Origin of the sequence: Brevibacillus halotolerans, from assembly GCF_026891775.1 — a bacterium.
Classification (GTDB): domain Bacteria; phylum Bacillota; class Bacilli; order Brevibacillales; family Brevibacillaceae; genus Brevibacillus_B; species Brevibacillus_B halotolerans.
In genome coordinates this window covers 317,644-340,757 of the sequence record NZ_JAPTNK010000004.1, presented here as the reverse complement: position 1 = coordinate 340,757, position 23,114 = coordinate 317,644, and the positions used below count along the sequence as shown (strand labels likewise).

General features: G+C 38.9%; 20 protein-coding genes. 13 read left to right on the top strand and 7 right to left on the bottom strand.

Going from position 1 to position 23,114, the window contains the following annotated elements:
- Positions 1–307 precede the first annotated feature (307 nt).
- Positions 308–1,603: a hydroxylamine reductase gene (gene hcp, locus O0550_RS08580; RefSeq protein ID WP_035318981.1), complete on the top strand. Its 1,296-nt coding sequence runs from the start codon at positions 308–310 to the stop codon at positions 1,601–1,603.
- A gap of 902 nt (positions 1,604–2,505) precedes the next feature.
- On the opposite strand, the gene O0550_RS08575 is transcribed toward hcp, so the two are convergent.
- Together O0550_RS08575 and O0550_RS08570 are read right to left on the bottom strand one after the other, a co-directional pair.
- On the bottom strand, positions 2,506–3,348 hold the full coding sequence (locus tag O0550_RS08575) for an aldo/keto reductase (protein WP_258426034.1): 843 nt from the start codon (positions 3,346–3,348) through the stop codon (positions 2,506–2,508).
- Between the two features lie 131 nt (positions 3,349–3,479).
- Positions 3,480–4,691, bottom strand: a complete 1,212-nt coding sequence (locus O0550_RS08570) for an MFS transporter (protein ID WP_181747420.1) — start codon at positions 4,689–4,691, stop codon at positions 3,480–3,482.
- A gap of 178 nt (positions 4,692–4,869) precedes the next feature.
- Here O0550_RS08570 and O0550_RS08565 point away from each other — a divergent pair, with 178 nt between their 5' ends.
- The 5 genes from O0550_RS08565 (at position 4,870) to hmpA (ending at position 10,135) form a co-directional block, all read left to right on the top strand.
- Positions 4,870–5,244: a winged helix-turn-helix transcriptional regulator gene (locus tag O0550_RS08565; RefSeq protein WP_035301640.1), complete on the top strand. Its 375-nt coding sequence runs from the start codon at positions 4,870–4,872 to the stop codon at positions 5,242–5,244.
- 961 nt (positions 5,245–6,205) lie between these two features.
- Positions 6,206–7,267 (top strand): SulP family inorganic anion transporter, encoded by a 1,062-nt coding sequence (locus O0550_RS08560; protein WP_022586039.1) that lies wholly within the window; start codon positions 6,206–6,208, stop codon positions 7,265–7,267.
- 11 nt (positions 7,268–7,278) lie between these two features.
- Positions 7,279–7,830, top strand: coding sequence for a phosphoribosyltransferase family protein (locus O0550_RS08555; RefSeq protein ID WP_003342953.1), 552 nt, complete (start codon positions 7,279–7,281; stop codon positions 7,828–7,830).
- A 175-nt stretch (positions 7,831–8,005) separates the two neighbouring features.
- A complete protein-coding gene (locus O0550_RS08550) occupies positions 8,006–8,659 on the top strand; it encodes a stalk domain-containing protein (protein ID WP_258426033.1) in 654 nt (217 codons plus the stop codon).
- Between the two features lie 261 nt (positions 8,660–8,920).
- On the top strand, positions 8,921–10,135 hold the full coding sequence (gene hmpA / locus O0550_RS08545) for an NO-inducible flavohemoprotein (protein WP_258426032.1): 1,215 nt from the start codon (positions 8,921–8,923) through the stop codon (positions 10,133–10,135).
- A gap of 2 nt (positions 10,136–10,137) precedes the next feature.
- On the opposite strand, the gene O0550_RS08540 is transcribed toward hmpA, so the two are convergent.
- Positions 10,138–10,653, bottom strand: a complete 516-nt coding sequence (locus O0550_RS08540; protein ID WP_003342946.1) for a Crp/Fnr family transcriptional regulator — start codon at positions 10,651–10,653, stop codon at positions 10,138–10,140.
- Between the two features lie 164 nt (positions 10,654–10,817).
- On the bottom strand, positions 10,818–11,159 hold the full coding sequence (locus O0550_RS08535; protein ID WP_258426031.1) for a DoxX family protein: 342 nt from the start codon (positions 11,157–11,159) through the stop codon (positions 10,818–10,820).
- A 117-nt stretch (positions 11,160–11,276) separates the two neighbouring features.
- Here O0550_RS08535 and O0550_RS08530 point away from each other — a divergent pair, with 117 nt between their 5' ends.
- From O0550_RS08530 to O0550_RS08500, 7 genes are all read left to right on the top strand, one after another.
- Positions 11,277–11,996: a Crp/Fnr family transcriptional regulator gene (locus tag O0550_RS08530; RefSeq protein WP_003342941.1), complete on the top strand. Its 720-nt coding sequence runs from the start codon at positions 11,277–11,279 to the stop codon at positions 11,994–11,996.
- Positions 11,997–12,190: 194 nt separating this feature from the next.
- Complete coding sequence (locus tag O0550_RS08525) at positions 12,191–13,483, top strand: helix-turn-helix domain-containing protein (protein ID WP_181747426.1); 1,293 nt, start codon at positions 12,191–12,193, stop codon at positions 13,481–13,483.
- Positions 13,484–13,503: 20 nt separating this feature from the next.
- The gene (locus tag O0550_RS08520; RefSeq protein WP_003334051.1) at positions 13,504–13,638 is read left to right on the top strand and encodes a hypothetical protein; all 135 of its coding nucleotides are present in this window, start codon (positions 13,504–13,506) and stop codon (positions 13,636–13,638) included.
- A 163-nt stretch (positions 13,639–13,801) separates the two neighbouring features.
- Positions 13,802–14,626, top strand: coding sequence for a Cof-type HAD-IIB family hydrolase (locus tag O0550_RS08515; RefSeq protein ID WP_022586045.1), 825 nt, complete (start codon positions 13,802–13,804; stop codon positions 14,624–14,626).
- Between the two features lie 400 nt (positions 14,627–15,026).
- Complete coding sequence (locus O0550_RS08510) at positions 15,027–15,596, top strand: RNA polymerase sigma factor (RefSeq protein WP_003342933.1); 570 nt, start codon at positions 15,027–15,029, stop codon at positions 15,594–15,596.
- A complete protein-coding gene (locus O0550_RS08505; RefSeq protein ID WP_258426030.1) occupies positions 15,589–17,091 on the top strand; it encodes a DUF4179 domain-containing protein in 1,503 nt (500 codons plus the stop codon). Before O0550_RS08510 ends, O0550_RS08505 begins: the two co-directional genes overlap by 8 nt.
- 1,190 nt (positions 17,092–18,281) lie before the next feature.
- A complete protein-coding gene (locus tag O0550_RS08500; RefSeq protein ID WP_035318730.1) occupies positions 18,282–20,000 on the top strand; it encodes a methyl-accepting chemotaxis protein in 1,719 nt (572 codons plus the stop codon).
- Positions 20,001–20,122: 122 nt separating this feature from the next.
- Here the strand turns inward: O0550_RS08500 and O0550_RS08495 are convergent, their stop codons facing one another.
- From O0550_RS08495 to O0550_RS08485, 3 genes are read right to left on the bottom strand one after another with little or no spacing between them, the layout of a single operon-like run.
- On the bottom strand, positions 20,123–21,949 hold the full coding sequence (locus O0550_RS08495) for an SH3 domain-containing protein (RefSeq protein WP_258426029.1): 1,827 nt from the start codon (positions 21,947–21,949) through the stop codon (positions 20,123–20,125).
- On the bottom strand, positions 21,946–22,884 hold the full coding sequence (locus tag O0550_RS08490; protein ID WP_258426028.1) for a hypothetical protein: 939 nt from the start codon (positions 22,882–22,884) through the stop codon (positions 21,946–21,948). Before O0550_RS08490 ends, O0550_RS08495 begins: the two co-directional genes overlap by 4 nt.
- Positions 22,881–23,030 carry a hypothetical protein gene (locus tag O0550_RS08485; RefSeq protein WP_003342922.1) on the bottom strand — a complete coding sequence of 50 codons (150 nt, stop codon included), beginning with the start codon at positions 23,028–23,030 and terminating at the stop codon, positions 22,881–22,883. The genes O0550_RS08490 and O0550_RS08485 overlap by 4 nt, the downstream gene beginning before the upstream one ends.
- Between the last annotated feature and the right edge of the window lie 84 nt (positions 23,031–23,114).

Below are 23,114 nucleotides of genomic sequence, written 5' to 3'. Positions count from 1 at the left end.
AATTTCCATAGGGTAACTCACTCTCGTTGCCAAAGAAAAAACACCTCCAGGTTACTTCCATATCTTACGACATGGTTGCATTCTCTTGAAGGTGTTTTGATTTGTCTCACGTTATGGGGTCAGTCCCCCCTTTGGATCGAAGGTTCTTTTTTCATACTCGCAGTGAGAGGCTACGGTAGCTTTATAAATTTTTTCCACCCGCTTGTCACCGATTCTCCACCCTTTATGTGAGCCGCATCACATCGAATAGAACGGCTGATTTTTATAATCAACTCATAAAGAGTAAAAGAGAAAAGGAGAGATCGTGATGTTCTGTTACCAATGCGAACAAACCCCGAGCGGTGGGTGTAAGGTGATCGGTGTCTGTGGGAAAACAGAGGAATTGGCTAGCATTCAAGACACGATCGTTTTTGCGTTAAAAGGGATTGCAGCGTATGCAACCCATGCTCGCCAACTGGGTTATATCGACTCTGAAGTGGATGGCATCACTCAGGAAGCGCTATATTTTACTTTGACTAACGTTAACTTTAATCTGGATGATCATCTAAAAATGGCGATGAAGGTAGGTCAAGCCGCGATCAAGGTGATGGAGCTACTGGACAAAGCACATACCGAGCACTTCGGCATTCCGCAGCCTGTGACCGTATCGCAAAATAAAATTGAAGGCAAATGCATTGTGGTTACTGGACATAATCTATTTGCACTAGAGGAATTGTTGAAACAGACAGAGGGAAAGGGCATAAACATCTTCACTCATTCCGAGATGCTACCTGCTCACGGATATCCTGCCTTGAAAAAATACCCGCATTTAAAAGGAAACATCGGCAAAGCATGGTACGACCAACGACGGCTGTTTGAAGAGTTTCCAGGGGCGATTCTTGCGACTACAAACTGCGTTATGCCGATAAAAGGCAGTTACGCTGACCGGTTTTATTCCTACGATGTCGCTGGATTGGAGGGAGTGACTAAGATTGAAAACGACGATTTTGCTCCACTGATCGAAAAAGCACTCTCCCTGCCAGAAGCAAATATCCAATCAGATCACACTTTAACTACTGGATACCATCATGAAACGGTATTAGGGATTGCACCAGAGATTATTGATGCTGTGAAAGCAGGCAAGATCAAACGCTTCTTCGTAATCGCAGGTTGTGACGCACCGGGGAAAGGCGGCGAGTACTACCGGGAATTGGCCACTTCTTTACCAAAGGAAACAGTTATTCTTACCACGTCCTGTGGAAAGTTCCGTTTTAATGATGTGGACTATGGAACAGTGCCAGGAACCGATATTCCTCGCTACATTGATTTAGGGCAGTGCAATAACTCTGTATCTACAATTAAGATTGCAGCCGCTTTAGCAGACGCATTTGGTTGCGAGGTCAACGATTTGCCGGTTAGTATTGTGCTTTCCTGGTTTGAACAAAAAGCAGTGGCTATCCTGCTCGGGTTGTTCAGCTTGGGAATCCAGGATATTCGAATTGGTCCAAAGCTGCCTGAATTTATTCAGCCAGGCGTGCTAACCGTTTTGCAGGATTTGTTTAATGTTAAACTGATCGGACATGCGCAGGAGGACATGAAACAAATGATGGGGATGACACAATAAAAAGCTTTTTCTATAACTGTAAAGACAGTTCGAAACTTACTTTAAAAAGTTTTGGACTGTCTTTGTTGTTTGATAAAAGGCTAATTATATGACTATCATTGGATATTAGTACCTGATTTTTATAAGAACAGCTAGGATTATCTATAACTTAATCCAATTCTATCTCGATCTTTCAAAAATTCCTTCCAAAGCACTAAATAAGACAAAATAAATCAATCTATCTATTATTAATTCTTCAAGAATTTTTGTGATTTTTGCGATTGATAAATGATTACTTCGCTGTTTGTGAGAAATTTTTATATTAAAAGAAATGTCATTTTCTTCTTTTAATCATTTATAAATGGAATTCTTATTCTTTATGGTTATTCTAGTGGAGAGAGTCTTACTATAAATCGTGAAGTTGAATTAGAAAAGATTGCTCCAGCGGCTGCAACCTTAACATTTACCCATGTAGCACCTGCGGGTTCTGTTATCAGTAGACTAAGACTAAATGTTGAAAATGATAGATATTATTCATCGGCTAGTTTGTTTAGTGCGGTTTCATTATTACTTATTTGCTCACATCCATTTAGCAATATTATTGAAAGGGATAATAAGCATAAAAATAAGATAATTTTTAGTCTCTTCATGTTAGAACCACCTAACTATCGTTTTTTCCATATTATTACTGATGACATTACGATATCACTATTGAAGAATAAGATAAATATATATATTTTAAAAAAGCAATATTTTCTTATTAATGAGTATTCTTTAAGGGTTATTTGCTTATTTGTTACTCTCATTTTCTTCCTTGTACTGTAAACGAAAAAAAGCTTACGTGTATTGGTCATGCAAAATAATAAGCCGCCATTTCTCACCTTAAAAAGAAATGGCGGCTTACTACGTTTTCTCTTACAAAATTAAAAATCAAAGTTGTCCGGATCGGGACCGACTCGATGATTTTGATTCAAAGCATCAATGCGCTCCATCTCTTCTTGTGTTAACTCGAAATCAAACACGGATGCATTTTCAACAATTCGATGCTCTTTAGTGGACTTCGGAATGGTGACAACACCATGCTGGAGGTCCCAACGAAGGATGACCTGAGCAACTGTTTTACCGTGCTTATCAGCAAGTTCTTGTAATACCGGGTTATCTAACAATTGGCCCTGCATTAATGGGGACCATGCTTCCATTTGAATATCATGCGCCCGGCAGAAGGTAATCAATTCCTTTTGCGTCAGATATGGATGAAATTCCACTTGGTTTATCATGGGTTTTATTTCAGCTTCCCCCATCAGGTCTTCAAGATGATGGATTTGAAAATTACTGACCCCGATTGCTTTTACACGTCCATCTTTATAGAGCTTCTCTAACGCTCGCCAAGCTTCCTTATATTTACCTTTCACAGGCCAATGAATGAGATACAAATCGAGGTATTCTAAGCCGAGTTTAGTTAGACTTGTTTCGAAGGCAGCCAGGGTGGCTTCGTATCCCAGATCGGCATTCCAAACCTTTGAGGTCACAAAGAGGTCTTCTCTGGAGATGTTTGCTTCTTGAATGCCTTCGTGGATCGCCTGTCCCACACTTGTTTCATTTCCATATATAGCAGCCGTATCAATACTACGGTAACCATGCTTAATAGCTGATTTGACGGCTGCTACTAGTTCAGAGCCTTCTTCTACTTTAAATACGCCAATTCCAAACCAAGGCATTTTAATACCGTTGTGTAGTGCTGTTGTATCTTGTAAATTTTTTGCCATATGAATAGCCTCCTATGTCATTTTTTACATAATGATGTACTGGAAAAACGCGGTACAAATGATCAGTAACAAAAATATCGCCAAGAGAGTCCCTTCCTTTTAATCAAAAGCGATCATGAAAACATAGACTTTTACAGGCGAGCAAGCTCATTCTTGTTGGTAGTCTTATCTTTTCTTTCCAAGGCGCGAGCCAAACCTGTTAAAAGTACGGCTCCTAAAACCATCAATGCTCCTACCCAGGGGGTATGAATCAGTCCAAGCTTGTCAGTAACGAGTCCGCCTAGGTATGCTCCGATTGCGATACCTGCGTTGAAAGCGGCGATATTCATAGCCGAAGCTACATCTACTGCTTTCGGTGCATAACGTTCAGCTAACATGACGACATAGACCTGCAATCCGGGCACGTTCATAAAAGCTAACAAGCCCATGAGCAGGATTGTTAGTAATCCGACAGCTTTAAACGGGGCGGTGAACGTTAAGACGAAGAGTATGATGGATTGTATAGTAAACATATAAAATAAGGCGGAAATAGGTTTGCGGTTGGCTGCCTTTCCACCAATGATGTTTCCAATCGCAATAGCAATTCCATAGCCAAGAAGAATAATGGCAACGGTCGTTTCCTTAAAGCCAGTTATTTCATGAAGTAATGGTGATAAATACGTAAAGACGACAAAAGTGCCACCATATCCAATAGCGGTAATGAGAAAGGCAAGAAGCAATCTTCCATTAGTAATCAGTGTAAGCTGTTCTCGCAGTGGTGTTTTGGTCCCTTTACGCAAATCGGAAGGAATTAAAATGATATTGGCTAGGAAAGCTAAGATGCCAACTGCGACGATTCCAATAAAAGCAGCACGCCAACCTAATTGCTGTCCGATAAATGTGCCTAAAGGAACTCCAGTGACGGTCGCTACTGTAAGTCCTGAAAACATAAAGGCGATTGCACTAGCCCTGCGATTTTCTGGTACCAGATCAGCAGCGATAGTGGAGCCGATTGACATAAATACACCATGGGACAACGCGGAAATCATTCTTGCTATCAGCAATACGACAATTCCATTCGCAGTGGCGGCAAGAGTATTTCCTACAATAAACACGAGCATGATCCACAATAATAAGGCTTTGCGTGGGACGCCAGAGGTTAGAGAGGTTAAAATCGGTGCTCCAAAGGTAACTCCTAATGCATATAAAGTAACGGTTAAAGCGGATGTTGAGACAGATATATTTAAATCATCAGCGATAAGCGGAAGTAGTCCCACACTGATGAATTCTGTTGTTCCAATTGCAAATGCACTAATCGCTAACGCAAGGAGCGCCAACGTGCTTCTTTTTTGATCTAATAACATTCACTCCACTCCTACAGTATGGTATGACCGGCCGGTACATGCTATTATGATGTAAGATAATGAAAATGAATAGTACGCACTATAAAGTAATATACAAACAATAAAGTTACATACTTACTAAAAAGTAATATAGGTACCAAAAAGTTCCCATGGGTGTGTTTAGGAGGAATAAGCTGTGATTAAGAAAAAATATAATATCACTGTCGAAGCTACCTTAGAGGTTATAGGTGGAAAATGGAAATGTGTAATCCTTTGTCATTTAACACATGGGAAAAAACGCACAAGCGAATTAAAACGGGTTATGCCTGGCATTACACAAAAAATGTTAACGCAACAGCTTAGAGAATTAGAGCAGGATGGTATTGTAAATCGAATTATTTATAATCAGGTTCCTCCAAAGGTGGAGTATGAACTAAGTGAGTACGGGTGGAGCTTAAAGCCGATATTAGATTCCTTATGTGTGTGGGGAGAGAAGCATATTATCAAGGAATATGGAGATAAGTTCGCTGTGCTGGAGGATAACATTTTAAATCAAAAGGATAAAGAAATGTAAGGCGTATCTATGATAAACGCACGGCAAAAAGTCTACGAGTGAGTCCTCGTAGACTTTTTTAATAACCTTAGATTACGATTCAACGGTCTTCATTTTTCTCCCGAGCGCTTCATTTTTAGAATCTCTAAATGACTCTACCTTCACAAATATCTAATTTAGCAAAGAAAAGTCTTTTGACTAGTACAAGTTGCGAACGACAACATAGTATATAGTAAGTCAGACGAAGGAGGTGAGACACATGAGTAGATGTCATCATCATCATCATCACCATCACCATCCTAAGAAGAAGAAGAAGGTAGAGTTGGTTTGTAAATGCTTTGTTAAGAAAAAAAGAAGAAGACCAGTTAGAAAACCACATCATCCTAGCTGTTGGTAATTAGTATGTAAGGGCAACAAGAACGTAGTTTTGGGTGTAAAATCTGATAGGTATTTGTGCGCTTCCAAATGAGAATCATGTGTTAAGTAACGTCTCACGTTTTAAACTACTGATTGATTCAGGATGAGCAGGGTGTTTACCTTGACGAAGTGAGTTGAGGTAAACACCACATCACAATCTAGTAGGTCTTCATGGATATCTAACCAATTACAAAGCCTGTGATCTCTAGAATAGATAGGGATCATGGGTTTTTTTTCTGGAATAATGAGGCTAGATGAGCCATTAGTCGTTACCACTAGCAAATCGTAATATAGGCACGAAATAGCCAGTTATTCATCTGGCTATTTTTTTTACCAAAAACGCTTGTATGTACCCTAAAGCTAAATAAATCTACCTATGTTCAATACGTGAGATCAACCCAATAAATTCTAATTTTACCTTTAAAATACGAATGATAAAGCTGATTTTTTATTTAAAATATATCAAAACACGAACTATTTAAAGTTTTGGTTTGATATTGATCGTCTTTTATGATATTTTACAGGTGTGACATTCATTTCATATAACAGAAGGAGAAAGTCAGAAATGGAATGGAAAGATATTATCGCGGCACTTAGCGTCGTACTCAACGGATTACCGCAGGGTCTACTAGCACTATCTCTGGGTTTTGCTTCCGTACCTACAGCTTTGGCGTTCTTAATTGGTGCGATTGGAAACACCATTACTGGCTCCGTAGCGGTTGTATCTTATCAGGTCGAGACGATTGCATTAGCTGGAACTTTGGGAAAAACGATGAGGGATAGGTTATCTATGATTTTTGTTGGCGGAGCAATTATGGCCACGATCGGTCTATTCGGCTTCTTAGAGAAAATCGTAAGCTTCATCGGACCTGTCATTACAAGTGGAATGATGGCTGGCGTTGGTATTATGCTAGCGCGTGTTTCTTGGGATATGGCTCGCAATAATATGCCTGTTGGAATCGTTTCGATGAGTACAGGGTTACTCACCTATTTTGTAACAAGAGATCTGGTCTATACCGTTACGATTTCCGTTCTTATTTCTAGTCTTATTTCGCTGCTTCTTAAACAGGGTAATACCATCAAACCGCTGGAAAATGACCGCTTTGCTTTTCAAAAACCAAGGTTTTCAGCAGGTATTTTACGAGGCGCTATGGCGATGGTTTGTCTCAATATTGGCGCAAATATTGCTTTTGGCCAAATTAATGGTGAAATTGCCAAGACGGATGTGAACATTGACACGCTTAGCGTAATTAGCAGTGTAGCGGACATGGTGTCTGCTCTATTTGGCGGGGCTCCTGTCGAAGCGATCATTTCTGCTACAGCGGGCGCTCCACATCCTGTTGCCTCAGGTGTCCTGATGATGGTAGTAATGGCGGGAATTCTTCTAGCTGGCTTGTTGCCGAAAATCGGTCGTTATATTCCTAGTGAATCTATCTCTGGATTTCTGTTTGTATTAGGTGCAATTGTAACTGTACCCACCAACGCTATATCTGCATTGACTGGCGGCGAGGCTTCCTCTAGCCTAATTGGTGGTGTAACCATGGTGGTTACCTCGATTTCTGATCCATTCTTTGGGATGCTAGCAGGCTTATTAATGAGAGCATTAATCAGCTTATTTGGGATGTAGGAGGGAGTTTCATGGAAAAGACTTATATGTTAGAGGTAGCAGGGATTACTCGGCATTTACCAATTATTCCGATAACAGAAAAACTCAGCATTGCCAGCTTTGTCATTCTTGGGGATACAGAGCTGGTAACAGCAGTAGCCCCACTTCTTGCGGCAAAGCTTCCTGAAGTAGATGTAGTTATTACAGCAGAAGCCAAGGGGATTCCTCTCATTCATGAGGTATCGCGCGTGCTTAAAATGAAGAAGTACTATGTTGCTCGAAAAAGCACAAAGCCTTATATGCAAACGCCCTTAATTAATGAAGTAGAATCAATCACTACTCAGAAAAAGCAAGTTCTTTGCTTAGACGGAGCGGACGCCAGTGAAATCGCAGGAAAACGTGTTGCCATCATTGATGATGTAATTAGTACCGGTAAGTCGTTGCAGGCTATTGAGGATTTGGTCATTCAAGCTGGCGGCATTGTGGTAGCTAGAGCGGCAATTCTTGCTGAGGGAGAGGCAGCCGAGCGGAGTGATATTGTATTTTTACAAGAGCTTCCGTTGTTTTCTCATGAAATAGAGTAGCAACAACATCAGGTGCATGTTTAAGCAAGTATCCCCTTCTATCGCTGGACAGAGGGGTTTTTTACATGAGGTAGGAAGAATCATCGGTAAAAGCTAAATTATATAGTATATTGTAGGTAGATAAAAATAAAAGCGAAGTTATCTTATTATTTATGTGAATATTCAAAATAGGTAGGTGGATCAGAAGAAACGCAAACAAAGAAACCTGTTAGTAGGACTGATAGTAGGCAGTTTACTTATCACAGGCACGGCATATTCTAAAACCATTACTCAAAATATTGCTGTACGCTTTGCTCAGATTCAATTATTTGCAAATGGAGAACCAGTAAAAACAGCCGCGGAGCCATTTATTTATAAAAACAATGTGTATGCACCTATGGAAACCGTGGCAAAAGCAATGGGTATCCAGTATGAGTGGGATAACAGAACACCTGCGCTTCGTTTTAGTAATCATTTACAGGTTCCAAAGAAATTGTGGGAAGAAGCCCCTAGAGACAATTATCCAGTTACGTACGATCCAACTGACCCAAAAAGTATTCCACCTAAGCTTCAATTATTAAACGATACCTATATTAATTTATCGGGTAAAAGCAAAACCGAGTTTTTAGTCATGTATTCGTATACCAGTTTTGAAGACGTAACCTCTGCTACATATGTTTCTTTATTTCAAAACGATAAAGGGAAGGCAAGGAGAATTAGCACCCTTAAATTGTTTGATGCAAAAGACATAAAAGAGCTTTGGCGTGAGCAGGATGTTGTCTACAATGACAAGACGCAAAAGGAAGGCGAATCAATTATAATTTTACATAAATTGGTAAAGAATAAATGAGGAGCCTGCTACTACACGTCATTACACTCCCTGCAAAAATAGCTGAATAATTGGATAACTGATAGGGATAGTAGCTACGATGAGAGGGTATTAACTCAACATTTGTTCCATTTTTATTCAGATATTGATACATAGCAGCTTGCTAGAAGAAATTATCTTCGCAAATCTGTGCCTTTTACAGTGATCTCGATCACACAAGGTGACATTTCTCACTCTATATACTGAGGTCATACCACGCAAAATGAAAGTGAGGTAATCAAGATGCTAAGTGAAAAGACTATTCAAACCATTAAATCTACGGTACCCGTATTAGAAAAACATGGAGTCGATATTACAAAACGTTTTTATCAATTATTGTTTACAAAACATCCAGAGCTATTAAATATTTTTAATCATGCTAATCAGAAGCAAGGGAGACAACAGACGGCATTAGCCAATGCAGTGTATGCTGCCGCCCAATATATAGACAAATTAGAAACGATTATTCCTGTTGTAAAGCAGATTGGTCATAAGCATCGTAGTCTTGGAGTTAAGGCAGAGCACTACCCGATTGTTGGAGAAAATCTGCTTGCTGCGATTAAGGATGTACTTGGAGATCTGGCGACAGACGAGATTTTGCAGGCATGGGCAGAGGCCTATGGTGTAATTGCAGAGGCCTTTATTGGTGTAGAAGCTGAGTTTTATAAGCAAGCTGAACAACAGCAGGGTGGCTGGGAAGGTTTTAGAGCATTTAAGTTGGACAGAAAGGTAAAAGAGAGTGATGTTATTACCTCCTTCTATCTTGTTCCACAGGATGAAAAAGCTATCGCTGGATTTGAACCAGGCCAATACATTAGTGTGAAAGTGGACATTCCTGGTGAAAAAAATACCCATATTCGTCAATATAGCTTATCTGATGCGCCAGGCAAGTCTTACTATCGCATCTCTGTTAAACGAGAGGATGGCAATCAGGATCAGCCTCCAGGTAAGGTATCTGTCTATCTACATGAACAGGTTAACCCAGGAGATATTTTATTTCTTTCGGCACCAGCAGGGGATTTTGTTTTGGATCAAAAAGATGCTCGTCCTGTCGTCCTGATCAGCGGTGGGGTTGGATTAACACCTTTAGTTAGTATGCTTAACACACTTGTAGAGACGAATCCGAACCGCCAAGTAACCTTCATTCATGCGGCTCAAAGTGGGCAGGTGCACGCGATGAAAGAGCATGTAGAAGAGCTAGCTCGCCAGCACTCACAACTATCTGTTCATTGGTGTTATGACAAACCAACTGACTATGATAGAGCAACAAACGCTTTTCATAAAGAAGGCTATGTAGATATCTCTACATTAGAGCACATGGTTCCATCTAAAGATGCCAGCTTCTATTTCTGTGGTCCGACTCCCTTCATGAAGGCGGTGAACCATACCCTGAAGGAATACGGAATTGCGGAAGCAGACATTCATTTTGAGTTTTTTGGCCCTGCTGATAGCCTGTAGGACTATGAATCCGGTTTCGAGGCAGATTGAGCACGCAATAATCTGTTTACAGTCTCACGGCGCAGTCCGATAAATTGCCCGATCTCATCCTGTGTAAGCACTTCGGTCAAAGTGGTGGGAGCAATATAGAACTCAAACCAAGCTTGGAGCTTTCGCAATTTATCGGCGGCCGATACTTCTGTTAATTGATCGATCCGATGCTGCATCATACGGAGCTTTTCCTGAAGCTGTAAGGCAATGGTTCGGCATCTGTCCGGGTTGTTCTGTAGCTGTTGATACCACTCCCGCGCATTAAGAACCTCGATCTCACAAGTGATAAGTGCGATAGCCGTACCGAAATAAGGATTTGGACTAATAAGAGAATGGTGTGGGATGATTTCATTAGGCACAATGATATTTACTAGAGTTGTCGTTCCATCCTCATGAATCCGAATTACTTTTAACAGGCCGCTTTTCAGATGGTACAGCGGGCCGGTTTCTCCTTGACGAAATAGAGTTTCACCCCTATGCAATCTCATAGTAACCTCCATAAGAAAAGCGAAAGTCGGAACCCTCTGACTTTCGCTTTATTGTTTATTACTAGAGATTATAGCAGGATTAGCAGGTTTATGAAAAACCAATGTTACAAAAAACGTATTTAACCTTCAATTTTTTTTGCAATACGCTAGATACAGCTACTATTTTACCCGGAAACCACAATGATACATAAGATAAGTACAATAACAGCTCGAAGTGACGTGATTGGTTTATGCTTCGCTCTAATGATATGGGCGTACAGAGCGGCAATCATAATGACAATAAAAATAGAAGCCGAAAACTTCAAGGCCGCCGGTATCCAAAAGGAAGCGATTACTCCAATAAATCCGATTAATTCGCAAGTGGCTGTGACGTACATGAGCCATATTGGATAGCCATAGTCATTCCAATGCTGAACCATTGTCTTTGAACTTGTGAATTTGTTGAAAATCGAAACGGAAAACAAACCAATACATACAATTTGGAAAAGTAAAATAGTGAAATGCATGATGGTGCCCTCCTCTGATAAGATAGGTAAGATGGGATGTCTTTGTAGGAGAGTATACTCAGGTTTTGATGAAAAAGATGTAGTCTAGACTACATTGACAAATTCTGGGGGTATTGTATGGAGAAAATAAAATATTTATCAAGAATACAGTTATTTAGTGAGCTTGAGGTAGAAGAATTAGAAAAAATCGAACCCGTTGCCCCGATTACAATTATGAAAAAAGGAACACTGATTACAACCCCGCATCAATCTCAAAAATTCCTGTATCTAATCAAATCGGGAAAGGTTCGCTTATATCAGATAACGTCAGAAGGCAGTGAACTAACTCTTGATGTATTAGGTGTCGGACATATATTTGGGGAAGTGGGTACGTTTACAACAGGGTCTGAAAATCTATATGCCCAAACATGGGAGGACTCCTTGATCTGTACGATTGATAAAACTGAGTTTGAGAACTTTTTGCAAAAAAAGCCTGATATTGCGTTAAAGTTTATTGAAATTTTGTCCAAACGTTTACAGGAGGTAGAGGAGCTGCTTGAATATATGGCATATGGAAGTGTTCGAAAACGGCTTCTATTTTTATTAAATAAACTATCGGATAAATTCGGGGTTAAAATATATAAGGGAGAGGGCTTGCATCAAGAAGAAGATTGGATTCAGCTTGATATAGCTGTTACGCATCAAGAATTAGCAACAATGATGGGCAGTATTCGTGAGACTGTGACGGGATTATTACAGGATTTCACAGCAGAAGGTATTATTCGGAAAGAAGGGCAGCGTAAACCTTTCCAAATCCATTACTCTCGATTAAAACAGGCAATAGCAAAAGATAGATGAGGCAATTAACTAATAAAGGGTAATTTTCCTTTAATTTTCATTAATAAATTACTTATTTAACAATAATTTATCCACTAATCTTTATTTATATTTACAATAATATACAATTAAACTAGAATTATAGAGGAGTAATGAATGGAACCGAATACCGTTGTCGAATATTGTCCTGAGAAATTATGTCCTAAGGTGGGAATATGATGGAAGGAAATGAAGCAGTACTTTACTCCTCTCTAGGTGAATTAATAAAAAATAAAAGACAACAAGCAAATTTGAGTTTATCAGAATTGGGAAGGCTGTCAGGGGTTAGTAAGGGCGTACTCTCTAAAATTGAATCATGTGAAACCAAGAGACCAGAGCTTCGAACCATTAAGGCAATCACTACTGTACTAGTATTGCCATATGAAGAGATAATAGCGAATTATATCGAAATACAACAGCGTGTAGAAATTTTATATGAGCTTCTTTTAGAAATGATTGAACTATCTAATATAACGCTAATTAGTAAGGTTGCACAAAAAATTCTTGAAAATCCCCAAGAAGATACATATACAGCTTTAGAACGTCTTTATGACCTATGCAATAGCATCACTAGCGACGAGATTAAACTTATTCTCTATAGCGCTATCATTAAGTATGCTAGAGTACATGGAATCCCAAATTATATAGCCAAACCATCCCTACAAAAATACCTAATAGAGAGACAGGATTTCAAAAATTTAGAGGAGTCTTTTAAAATCGGGGAAGAAATTATTCATTATGCAGACTTTTTGTCCGAGGAAGAAAAAATTACTTTCTATTTTAGGATGGGTCTGCACGCATTTGCTATCAAAAAATATCAGCAATGTATTGAATTAACAAAAATGGGGCTTTTGCGAGATCACACCATAAATGAATTAAAGGTTAGAGCCTATCTCGCTATGATTAATGCTCTCTTATTATCAGGCAAATATGAAGAAGTCGAAAAACATCTTTCTACCTATAAAACATTTACATTCCATTTTGTGCATGAATCCGCGGCATTAACTGGTGCAATCGTAAAGGCAAAAAAGAAAGACTATGAAGCAGCCATTCCATTATTGCTGGATTGCTTACAAAATACGAGTGAGGATTCAAGAATTCATGCCGTAAATGAGTTAATTGAGTTGTATCTGCAAATGGAAAAATTCGATGCCATTGCAGAATTAGTGGCCGGGGAAGATACCTTTTTGAAGGTTGAATCGAAAACACCGTATAAATATTATTCAATAGGATTGTACTACCAAAATAAGGCAAACTATCAAATCTTAATTAAATCCTATCAAGAAGGATTGGATAGTTATCTTACTAGCATGGAGATCTATGGCAAGATAAATGCTTATCAAGAAATTAATGACTGTATGAAGAGTATTCTCTCCTTTTATTTCTCTATGGAAAAATCTATAGATTTACAAATGGTACAGAAGCTTCAAGATGTATATAATAGGATTATACAGAATAAAGAAAATTAATTAGCGTAGGAGGGATTGAGATGAAAAAGGCAATTATAACGATTTTCATGACTTTAGCATTGGTAACTTCTATTGGTTCTATTGATTCTTTCTCTCATGTCGCAGAAGCTAGTAAACCTCATGCTATTCAGTATGTATATGATCCAGGATTTTAATTGTATCTCTCCTTAGAACGCTCTTAGGAGCGTTCTTTTTTATGGAAACACATTGGCCTATGAAACCAAACTCATCCATCTAACTATTTTTACACATAAATTACAATATCAATGATATGATTATAGTGATTTATACAACTAGATTAGATTGGATGGTTTTGTCATGCAAAATTATAGAATGATTGTCCTCGATTTAGACGATACATTGCTTCAAGATGATCACACCATTTCAACACGTACAAAAATTGCACTAATGAAGGCCCAAGAAGCTGGAGTAAAGGTAGTTCTTGCATCAGGTCGTCCTACGTACGCCATGACGCATATTGCTGAAGAATTGGAGCTAGCAAAATACGGTAGCTTTATTTTGTCATTCAATGGTGCAAAAATTATAAACTGGAAAACAAAAGAAGAGTTATTTAGTAGCACACTGCCAGTACAAACCGTACATGAGCTATACGATATCAGTAAAAAAGAACAGGTTGGGATTCTCTCCTATGATGGGGATGATATCGTAGCTGAAACAGTTACTGCGTACACCCAAAAAGAGTCTGAGATTACGGGAATGAACATTAAAGAGGTAGAAAGCTTTAAGCAAGCCATCACACGACCAGTAGTAAAAGTGCTAATGGTAGACGATCCTACTAAGCTAGCAATTGTGGAAAAGAAACTGCAAAAACAGCTAGAGGGTCAATTGAGTGTGATGCGGTCGAAGCCGTTTTTCTTGGAGTTTACAGAAGCGGGTGTTGATAAAGGAACCAGCTTACATCAGCTCATTCATAAATTAGGAATTGAACAAGCAGAGGTTATTGCGATTGGTGATAGCTACAATGATCTTGCCATGATTAATTTTGCAGGGCTTGGTGTCGCAATGGGCAATGCACCAGATGACATTAAGGAAATAGCGGACTATGTAACAGATACAAATATGAATCATGGTGTGGCAAAGGTTGTTGAGACCTTTATTTTAAATAAAATCCCACAAGCTTAGAAATCGTACTACTGATTTCTTTCCTATACTTATATGAAAGAAGCGTCAGTGAACATTTTTGTTCCTTTGACGCTTCTTTTTGTTGGTAACGTTTCTGACAAAGTTATTTTTTAGTACAGTGTTGATAGTAATGCATAGCAAACAAAGATTTATGTAAGTAAGCCATTGTCTCCTGACGAAGCAACGACTGTTGAGAAAGGAATTTTTCGAATCATGATGATTCACCTAAGTGTCTGAATCATCAATTACTTTATTAAGAAAAGAATACATAGATTGCATCAATTGTCCAATTACGGTTTAACTCAGTGAAAGTAAGGGAAAAAATTTCTCGCTTTGAAATGAACCAAAATACGAGAACTGGTGAATAAGGAGTGACAGGGAAAACGAGGAGGTTTTTTATGTGGAGGAAAATCATTATTCTCCAATAACTGGAGAAGGAGGTCCAGTGGGTTTTGAAGCACTTGTTCAACCTCACTTACCTACGGCATTTCGAGTCGCTTTTTTAATCGTTCATGATTACCATTTCGCTCAGGATGCTGTTCAAGAAGCACTATGGGAGGCGTATCAATCACTTTATCGCTACGATGAACGAAAAGGGACATCGTTTCGAGCTTGGTTTATGAAAATTGTGACACATCGGGCGCTTAATATGGTGCGTAGAAAGAAAAAAACGGAAGCATACGCAGACTCCATTGATCCTGACCAAAATCCATTGGAGAGTATTCTGCAAAAGGAGCAAGAGCAGCAGATTTGGCGAGCGATCCAGTCAATGACGCCGAAGCATCGCTCTGCTGTTATTCTTTACTATTATGAAGAGTTTAGTGTAGCTGAAATTGCAAAAATCCTTGGTGTGTTTGAGGGAACGGTAAAATCAAGGCTGCATAAGGCCAGAAAGCTAATCGCTGAGAAAATACAGGCTGAAAAAGAAACACAGGTAATGACCGAGATAGGAGTGATCATGCATGACTAATCTAGATAAACAGATTGCACAGACTCTAAAAAAGGTAGCTGGAGAGTTGGATCAGCCTACTTTTGTAATGCCTGACCGGGCTGTGGCCTATAAAAGAAAAAGGTCGCGTCTGCTAGGCCCTTTGGTTTTGCCAGTCTCAATTAGCTGCGCCCTGCTTTTAACGGTCTCGGTGGGTTCATATGTATCGCCCACATTTGCAGCCTATGTGAAATCGTTATTTGAAGGAAGTTCTAATAAAGAGCTGCAAAATGCAGCAGAGGAGGGCTTTTCACAGAAGGTAAACGCCTCTGTAACGGATCAAGGCTATACTCTTGAAATAAAGGAGATATTGGCCGATCCAATGAGAATTGTGGCCGTATATTCGGTCAAGGATCAGCAGAATAACGTTATTCATCCGGATAAGATAGATCTAGGGAATGTAGAAGTAACTGATTTGAAAGGGAATCCATTTAAGAGGGTATCTAGCGAATTATATACATTAGGATATGACGATGATAGTCAATACGGCTATATCACTCTGAAAAATCCAGTGGGGGAAAAACAACAGAAGCTTTTACTGCAAGTCAAGGGTAGTGAGATTGCCTCTGTTAAAGGGGATTGGTCCTTACAGATTCCTTTTGATTTAGAAAAATCAATTACGGCTTCAAAGGTGCTGCCAATGAATGGGACGTATACAACACCGCAGGGATTGCAAATCCATTTGAACAGCGTGATGTATTCACCGACTGCTGCACGTGTCGAATATGAAACAAAATGGACGGAAGAGGCAAAGAAAAGATTAGTGCAGGAAAGCAAACAAGTGAAAGGAAAAATAGCTTCAGCTCCCCCTTATGTTCGCTATGATGATTATAAGCTGAATTTTCATGTTGAAAATGAAAAGGGAGAGAAAATAAAGGACCTAAATAGGGAGATTGCTACTCCTCGCAAGTATCTAGATAAATATGGTCATTCTATCCGGAAGTATGGATTTGCTCCTCTGTCTCCTGATCATCAATATACACTGGTATTGGACTCCTTAGTAAAAACAGAACCGTATAAGCTGGACATATCATTTGAGCCGAAGCAGCTTGGCGATAAACCTGTAAGAGTAGATCAGGATGGCAAAACGCTTGAGATTAAGTCAGTAACCTTTGACAAACCTCAAAATGAAGCATCTCCCAAGGATGAGAAGCATGCTACGATTACACTAGAGGCTTATGTAAAGGATATTGTTCAAATACCAACTACAATTTTAGTGGATGATGATACCGATAAAATTATTAATCACTTTGATTGGACGATAAAAGATGAGAAGGGCAAAACATACAATGTAACAGGTGGAGATTTTAAAATGTTAGGAAAGGACGAACAAGGCAGAAACCATATCCGAATAAAATTGCAAAGTTATGAAATGAAAGAACTTCCGCAAAAGATCAGCCTTACATCCGAACTGGCAGAAAAGAGCTATGACCTGGATTGGAGAGTACCATTGCCAATGCCAAAAGAAGATAAATGAGAAATAATGATTGCCAGAAAAATAATGGAGGCAAGAAAAATAATAGTGAGCTGTGTATAAGCAGGAAAATGGACAGGAAAAATAGCCTGTCCATTTTTTTGATTGAATCTTACAAAGTGATATTTCGATTACACAGAAAGTGGGTAATCCACCTTATCGACGTTTTAAAAAAATGTTACGAATTGAGATGAAGCTCAGTCCGAGAAAAAGCGTATTACCTGTTACCTTAGAATTGGTTATTAAAGGGTAGGAAAATTCTGTATTATTGATATAATGACAGTAAGAATTGAACAATTATGTATTCTCCCTAAGGAAGACATCAAGGTTCAAGATTTTATGATTATGAAATAGGCAATATTATCGCGAAAACCGTTAAGCTTTTAACATGAGTCCTTTTACAGAATGGTTCAACATATTGTGGATTGTGAATATAGGAAGGGAGCAAAGCGCATGGGAACAATGCCACTTTGGTTTTGGATTCTTTATTATCTATTCATTTTAATGACTATCATTCTTACAATTGTTTGCATAATTAAGAAAAAGCATACACTTTTTTCAGCCGTTACGCTTATTTTCTCCGTTCTAGCACCAATTGTATTCTTTTTACATGCATTGACAAGGGGATATGGCAATGAGATTGAATTTTTCTTTAGAAAGCTTTGTTCAGGGGAAATTTGGGCAATCTTTGTAGCAATTGCATTAGTTGAGACTGTTTATTGGTACTTTTTCCTACTTAAAGATTACAGGATAAACCGTAGGCATTCATGAAAATATGCGAACATACCCACAAATGGATAAATACTGACGAGCGCTCTCTAATTTAATGATAACAAGACAGACAATTTAGATAAGAATGATAGATAGTAGGCCTAATAGCAAAAAAGCTATTAGGTTTACATGCATTATGTCTATATATAAATCTCAATCAGTAAGGAAGTGTTGGATAGAATAAATGTTTCGTATAAAAAGTTCGATAATAAAAAGAGAAGGGTTGGGCAGTATTCCAATTTTAATATGGAACAGAGGTGTCTTATTATATGTCTAATCTTAATATTTCGATAAAAAATATATTTATCGACATAATTTGATTTTTTTCGACAAAATCCAACATTTTTTTCAAAATAAGTATCGTTTTCAGCTTGGAGCATTATATAATTAAATTAGAAAATTCTACAAGTAAGGAGACCCCCATGCGGATATTTCAAAACTTAAAAATAAGAACGAAATTATTACTCATCATTCTCACGTCTATCTTATCTTTTGTAGCTTTATCGTCATTAGGGTACAGCGGACTAAAAAAAGGGGACGAAGCTGCCTTAAGCATGTATGAGGATTGTTTACTTCCTATTCAGTGGTTAGGAGATTTAGAATCGAATTTTTTTAGGGTTCATATGAATGTTGTGGAATATATGATTACCACTGATGAAAAAAGGAACAACGAACTTGATAAAATCATCAAGGAATTACGCGTAGAGAATGATGATTTAATCAAAAAATTGGAAAGCACTCGTATTCCAGTGGAAGAAAAGGAATTATACGAAGGATTTAGCACTAGCTTTAACAATCTGCGTGAACTTACAAGCAAAGCGATTTCATTGGCTAGTCAAAATAAAAATGCAGAAGCGTATACGTATTACCTAGCCGAGCTTCAGCCTTCTCGAACAGATGCCATTGTTTCTCTTCAAAAATTACTGACCTACTTGCAAGAAAAAGCAGATAAAATCCAAACTGAAAATTATCAGGAGGCCAATTTTACTATACTTATGTTTGGTATTGTAGCCTTACTAGTTGTTATCTTTATTAGTATGATAGGCTATATTATCAGCAAATCGATTAAGCATCCTATTGATCTACTAGAAGCAGATATGAAACAAGTAGCTCAAGGAGATTTAACCATTCGCACCTCCTATGAATCAAAAGATGAGATGGGAAGCATCGTCTCCTCTTTCAATAAAATGCTAGAAAATCTTCAGCAGTTGATGGGAAAAGTTCAAGCAGCAACAAACACCGTAATGGTTTCAACAGACAATATGCTACACGAAACACAAAATGTTTCTGCTATCTCTAGTAACGCTGTAGTTACCATTGATGAAATGAACCAACAAGTCCAAGGACAAATGTTAAGTATTCAGGAAAGTGCTAAGGCCATGGATGAAATGTCGACCGGAGTACAGCGAGTGGCCGAATCTTCTTCTACAGTTGCTGAATTAGCAATCACTACAGTGGAACAGGCGAGAGAGGGCAGTCAGGTAGTGCAGCAATTCATTACACAAATGGATACGATTCATAATTCTGTAGAGGAAACATCGGCAGTTATAAGCCGTTTGCTGGAAAATACACAGCAAATTGATAAAGCTTTGTTGTCTATTACCGATATTGCTGAACAGACAAATCTATTGGCGCTAAATGCGGCGATTGAGGCGGCCCGTGCCGGTGAATTTGGAAGAGGCTTCTCTGTAGTTGCAGACGAGGTGAGAAAGCTAGCTGAGGAATCCAAGCAATCGGCAAGTGAAATCAATCATTTGATTACCTATATCCAGCAGGATTCGAAGGATGCTGTTCATGTCATGGAGAAAGGACAGCAAGAGGCAAAACAAGGAATTATTACAGCCAATGAGGCAGGAAAAGCCTTCAATACTATTGTGGAAGAAATAAATGAAATCACGTATCAAATTCAAGAGGTATCTGCAACAACCGAAGAAATGTCAGCAGGAACCGAAGAAATAAATGCGTCGTTAGCAGAAATATCTTCTACCGCTACCCAGGTAGCTGGGTCTACAAATGAAACGGTACAATCAATTCAAGACCAATCGGCTTCTACAAATGAAATGGCTAATCATTCTATGAAAATGAATGAGACAGTTAAGGAACTTGAGAAGCTATTATCTCAATTTAAAATTCAAAACTAATAACCTTATCTATAAAGGTAGGAACAAAAAAGGTAGATACAAAAACAAGCTGGCGGAATCTTAGTTCTGCCAGCTTGTTTGTTATTAAGCTTTAATTTGCTTTGTTGTCTATGGGTACTCGCTTACGGTGAAGGGTCAGAACGAACCCACCCGGAATTTCCATTAAATGAGATTTGGTACCAACCGTTTTGATCAGCTATGCCCTCAATCGGGCTACCCTTTTTGATCTGGCCAATTACACCATATTCTTCACCTGGACCCGCATAAACCTTGATGGAATTCTCGGACGCGCCATTTCCCCTCTCGTCATTTTTGGAAGGAGAGGCTGGTTCATTATCGTGTGGGGAGGTTTCTTCTGCTCCCGACGCGGCTTTCTCATCTGTTACCGTATCTGAATCTACATCAGGCTCAGTTTCGGGGGTCGGTGATAGATAATCCCTTATCTTTTCCTCATAGACAAGACCATTATCCTCTAGTTTAAAGGCTGCTATTTCCTTTTCCCCTTTGCCCTCGGCATTTTCTAGAATGACGGAGCCTGTGCCTTCCACTGTAAATCCATCTGCCTCTACCTCAAATAGCTTCACCCAATCTTTTTTGGATAAATCGGGAACAAATCCATAGTATGTAGAGAGACGGTTTTTACCCGTTGTTTCCACAATAAGGATGGGGGTTTCTTTACTAATTAATGTATCTGAGATATTGAGATTTTTGAGCTTTGTGTCCGTATGAAAAGACCCCTCTAAGTACAGAACAGAATGATTATCTGGCATTTTTGCTGCCAAATGAAGATGTTGATCTTCCTCTGAAATACCGGCTGTATAAACGACAGACCCCCAACGCTTCTCTCCTGTGAGGACGAATCCAAACGATTTATCTGGATATTTTTCTTTCAATAGGCGAATTGGATCATGCTTGATCCAGCGGTCTTCTAATTCTGTTACGAGCTGGGATGTATCCTGAAGATCGCTTAGCTTTTGATACAGGTCACGTGCCTTTTCAAACTGGTTTGCTTTTGTGTAACGCTCCGCTTGCTTTAGCTGAGAGGCGAGATGTTGATTAAGAAGGCTGATGGACTCCGAATCAGCAGGCAGCACGTCACTAATCTGACGGTAAGCCTTTGCCTGCATGATAAATGTGTCCAGGTCCTTATTGCGAATCGAGCGTTTGATCTGGGAGCTAGCATATTTTTCTAGTAAAGCAAGTAACCAATCACCTTGTATATCTACTTGCTTATAGGCACGTAAGCTTCTGGAGGCTGATTGGATTACCTGGTCGAAGGTACTTCTGTTTGTTACATCCCTATACTTTTTTTGATCATAGGAACGAAAAAGGGCAATGAGCTCCTGCTTCTTCTGTTTTTCCCCACCAAAAAATTCATCTGGAATAGCGACCAAAGAATGAACAAAGCGTTCATCACGATAATTTTGCTGGGTCAGGTTTTCCTGCATAGATGTAGTATAGGTCTTTTTCATTGCAAGAAAGTAATTTTTTAAAGTAGCTTCGATTTTATGCTCTTCAGAAACTTGTGTGAAAAAATCGACGAATAGCTGTTCTTCTTGCTGGGCGTGCTGTTTAAAGGTGTGGTAGGTTGTATACAGCTCTAGCATATCTCCTACCTGATTCTCTCCTGCGGCAGCATGAATCTGCTCAGAGATGGATTCTAGCTGTTGGCGAATGGAACGCAATGCAGATAATGGCTTATTCCATGCCTCATCACCATAGCTGATAGTAGTAATGGCTTGTGCTTTCGCGAAGCTTTCTTCGGCCGCAAGCAGATTTCTTTCCTGATAGTGATTTTTGGCTTCTTCATATAAATTGATTTTTTTCAGGCTATATCTAATTTTGACACCCATGGCTATTAAAGCCAACAGGAATAAAATTAGTAGGATATTTCGTATCCAAAGTGATCGTTGATAGGCAGGGAGTAGTTTGCTAATAAATTTCTTCATAGCAATCCTTTCAGTTCGGGATCAAACGAGTAGTGCTGATCCACGTGTCTCTTGGTAGCTTCATATAATTTGGCCCACTGATTTTGATGGGCACTAACCATTTTAGCTAAACGAATCAAACGCTCCTTAGGTAAATATTCTATGAACTCAATAATAAAATCCTGATAGTGATCTATATGAGCTCGTACTCGTAAAGATGCCCCTGCCACCTGACCGAGGATTTGCGTACCATTACTTTCCTGAAGAATATACGATTTATTTGAAATAACATAATCTACAACAGTTTGTTTTACTAACCATGGTTGGACTTTTAGTACCTCATGAAGATAGGCAATAAAATGATAATTGTAATCAGATGGGATCAGCGTATCTAACTCCAATTCCATGTCCTTACGAAGTACAAAGTGATTGAGATATTTGACCTTGAGGATTTTTACCAAATCAGAGTCGATAAAGTAGCCAACTTCCCTGATTTTTTCATAGGCATCTTTATATTTTTTTGCCTTAACATCAGCATCAATATCCTCTAGCTGTTGATAGAGAGCATTTTTAATATTTTCCTGCTCTGTTTTGATGAATTGTTCAAAATGAACCTTTTGTTCGTAGGAGCCATACCGCTTCTGTATGAGCCAAAAGAGCAAAAAGAGAAGAACGCCTCCACTACACGCAAGTACCAAATTCATTGTCGTATCAGCAAAAATAGCTGCGAGACAGACAAAGAGACCGATCCAAAGAAAGCGAATTTGAACGTGTCGTCTGGTAGTGGCTGCTGAGACAGCACGGATAGGTAGGAGTGTTACGTTTTTTTCGCAAAAGGGGCATTCCGTATCCCACAGAACAGAATAGGAATGACATTTTGGACAATATTTTAAACGTTCAAAGGCATGAGTTGTTTTGACAGTCTTTCTGAATTGAACACCAGTTTTTGTCTTCATTTTTGCTCACCTTCGTTATTTAACAGCGCATGAAGATACTGATCCATCTCAGCTTCTGTTTTACTTTTTCGTTTAAATAGCCATAGTTGAGTGAAACGATAGCCCAGTAGTACCAAAGAAATAGCTAAAAAGATATAAGTTATCATCTATCATTCTCCAAATATCAATGTCGAAATATGTAACATAATAGTACATACGTCCGTATAACGTTATATGGATGTTACATGGCT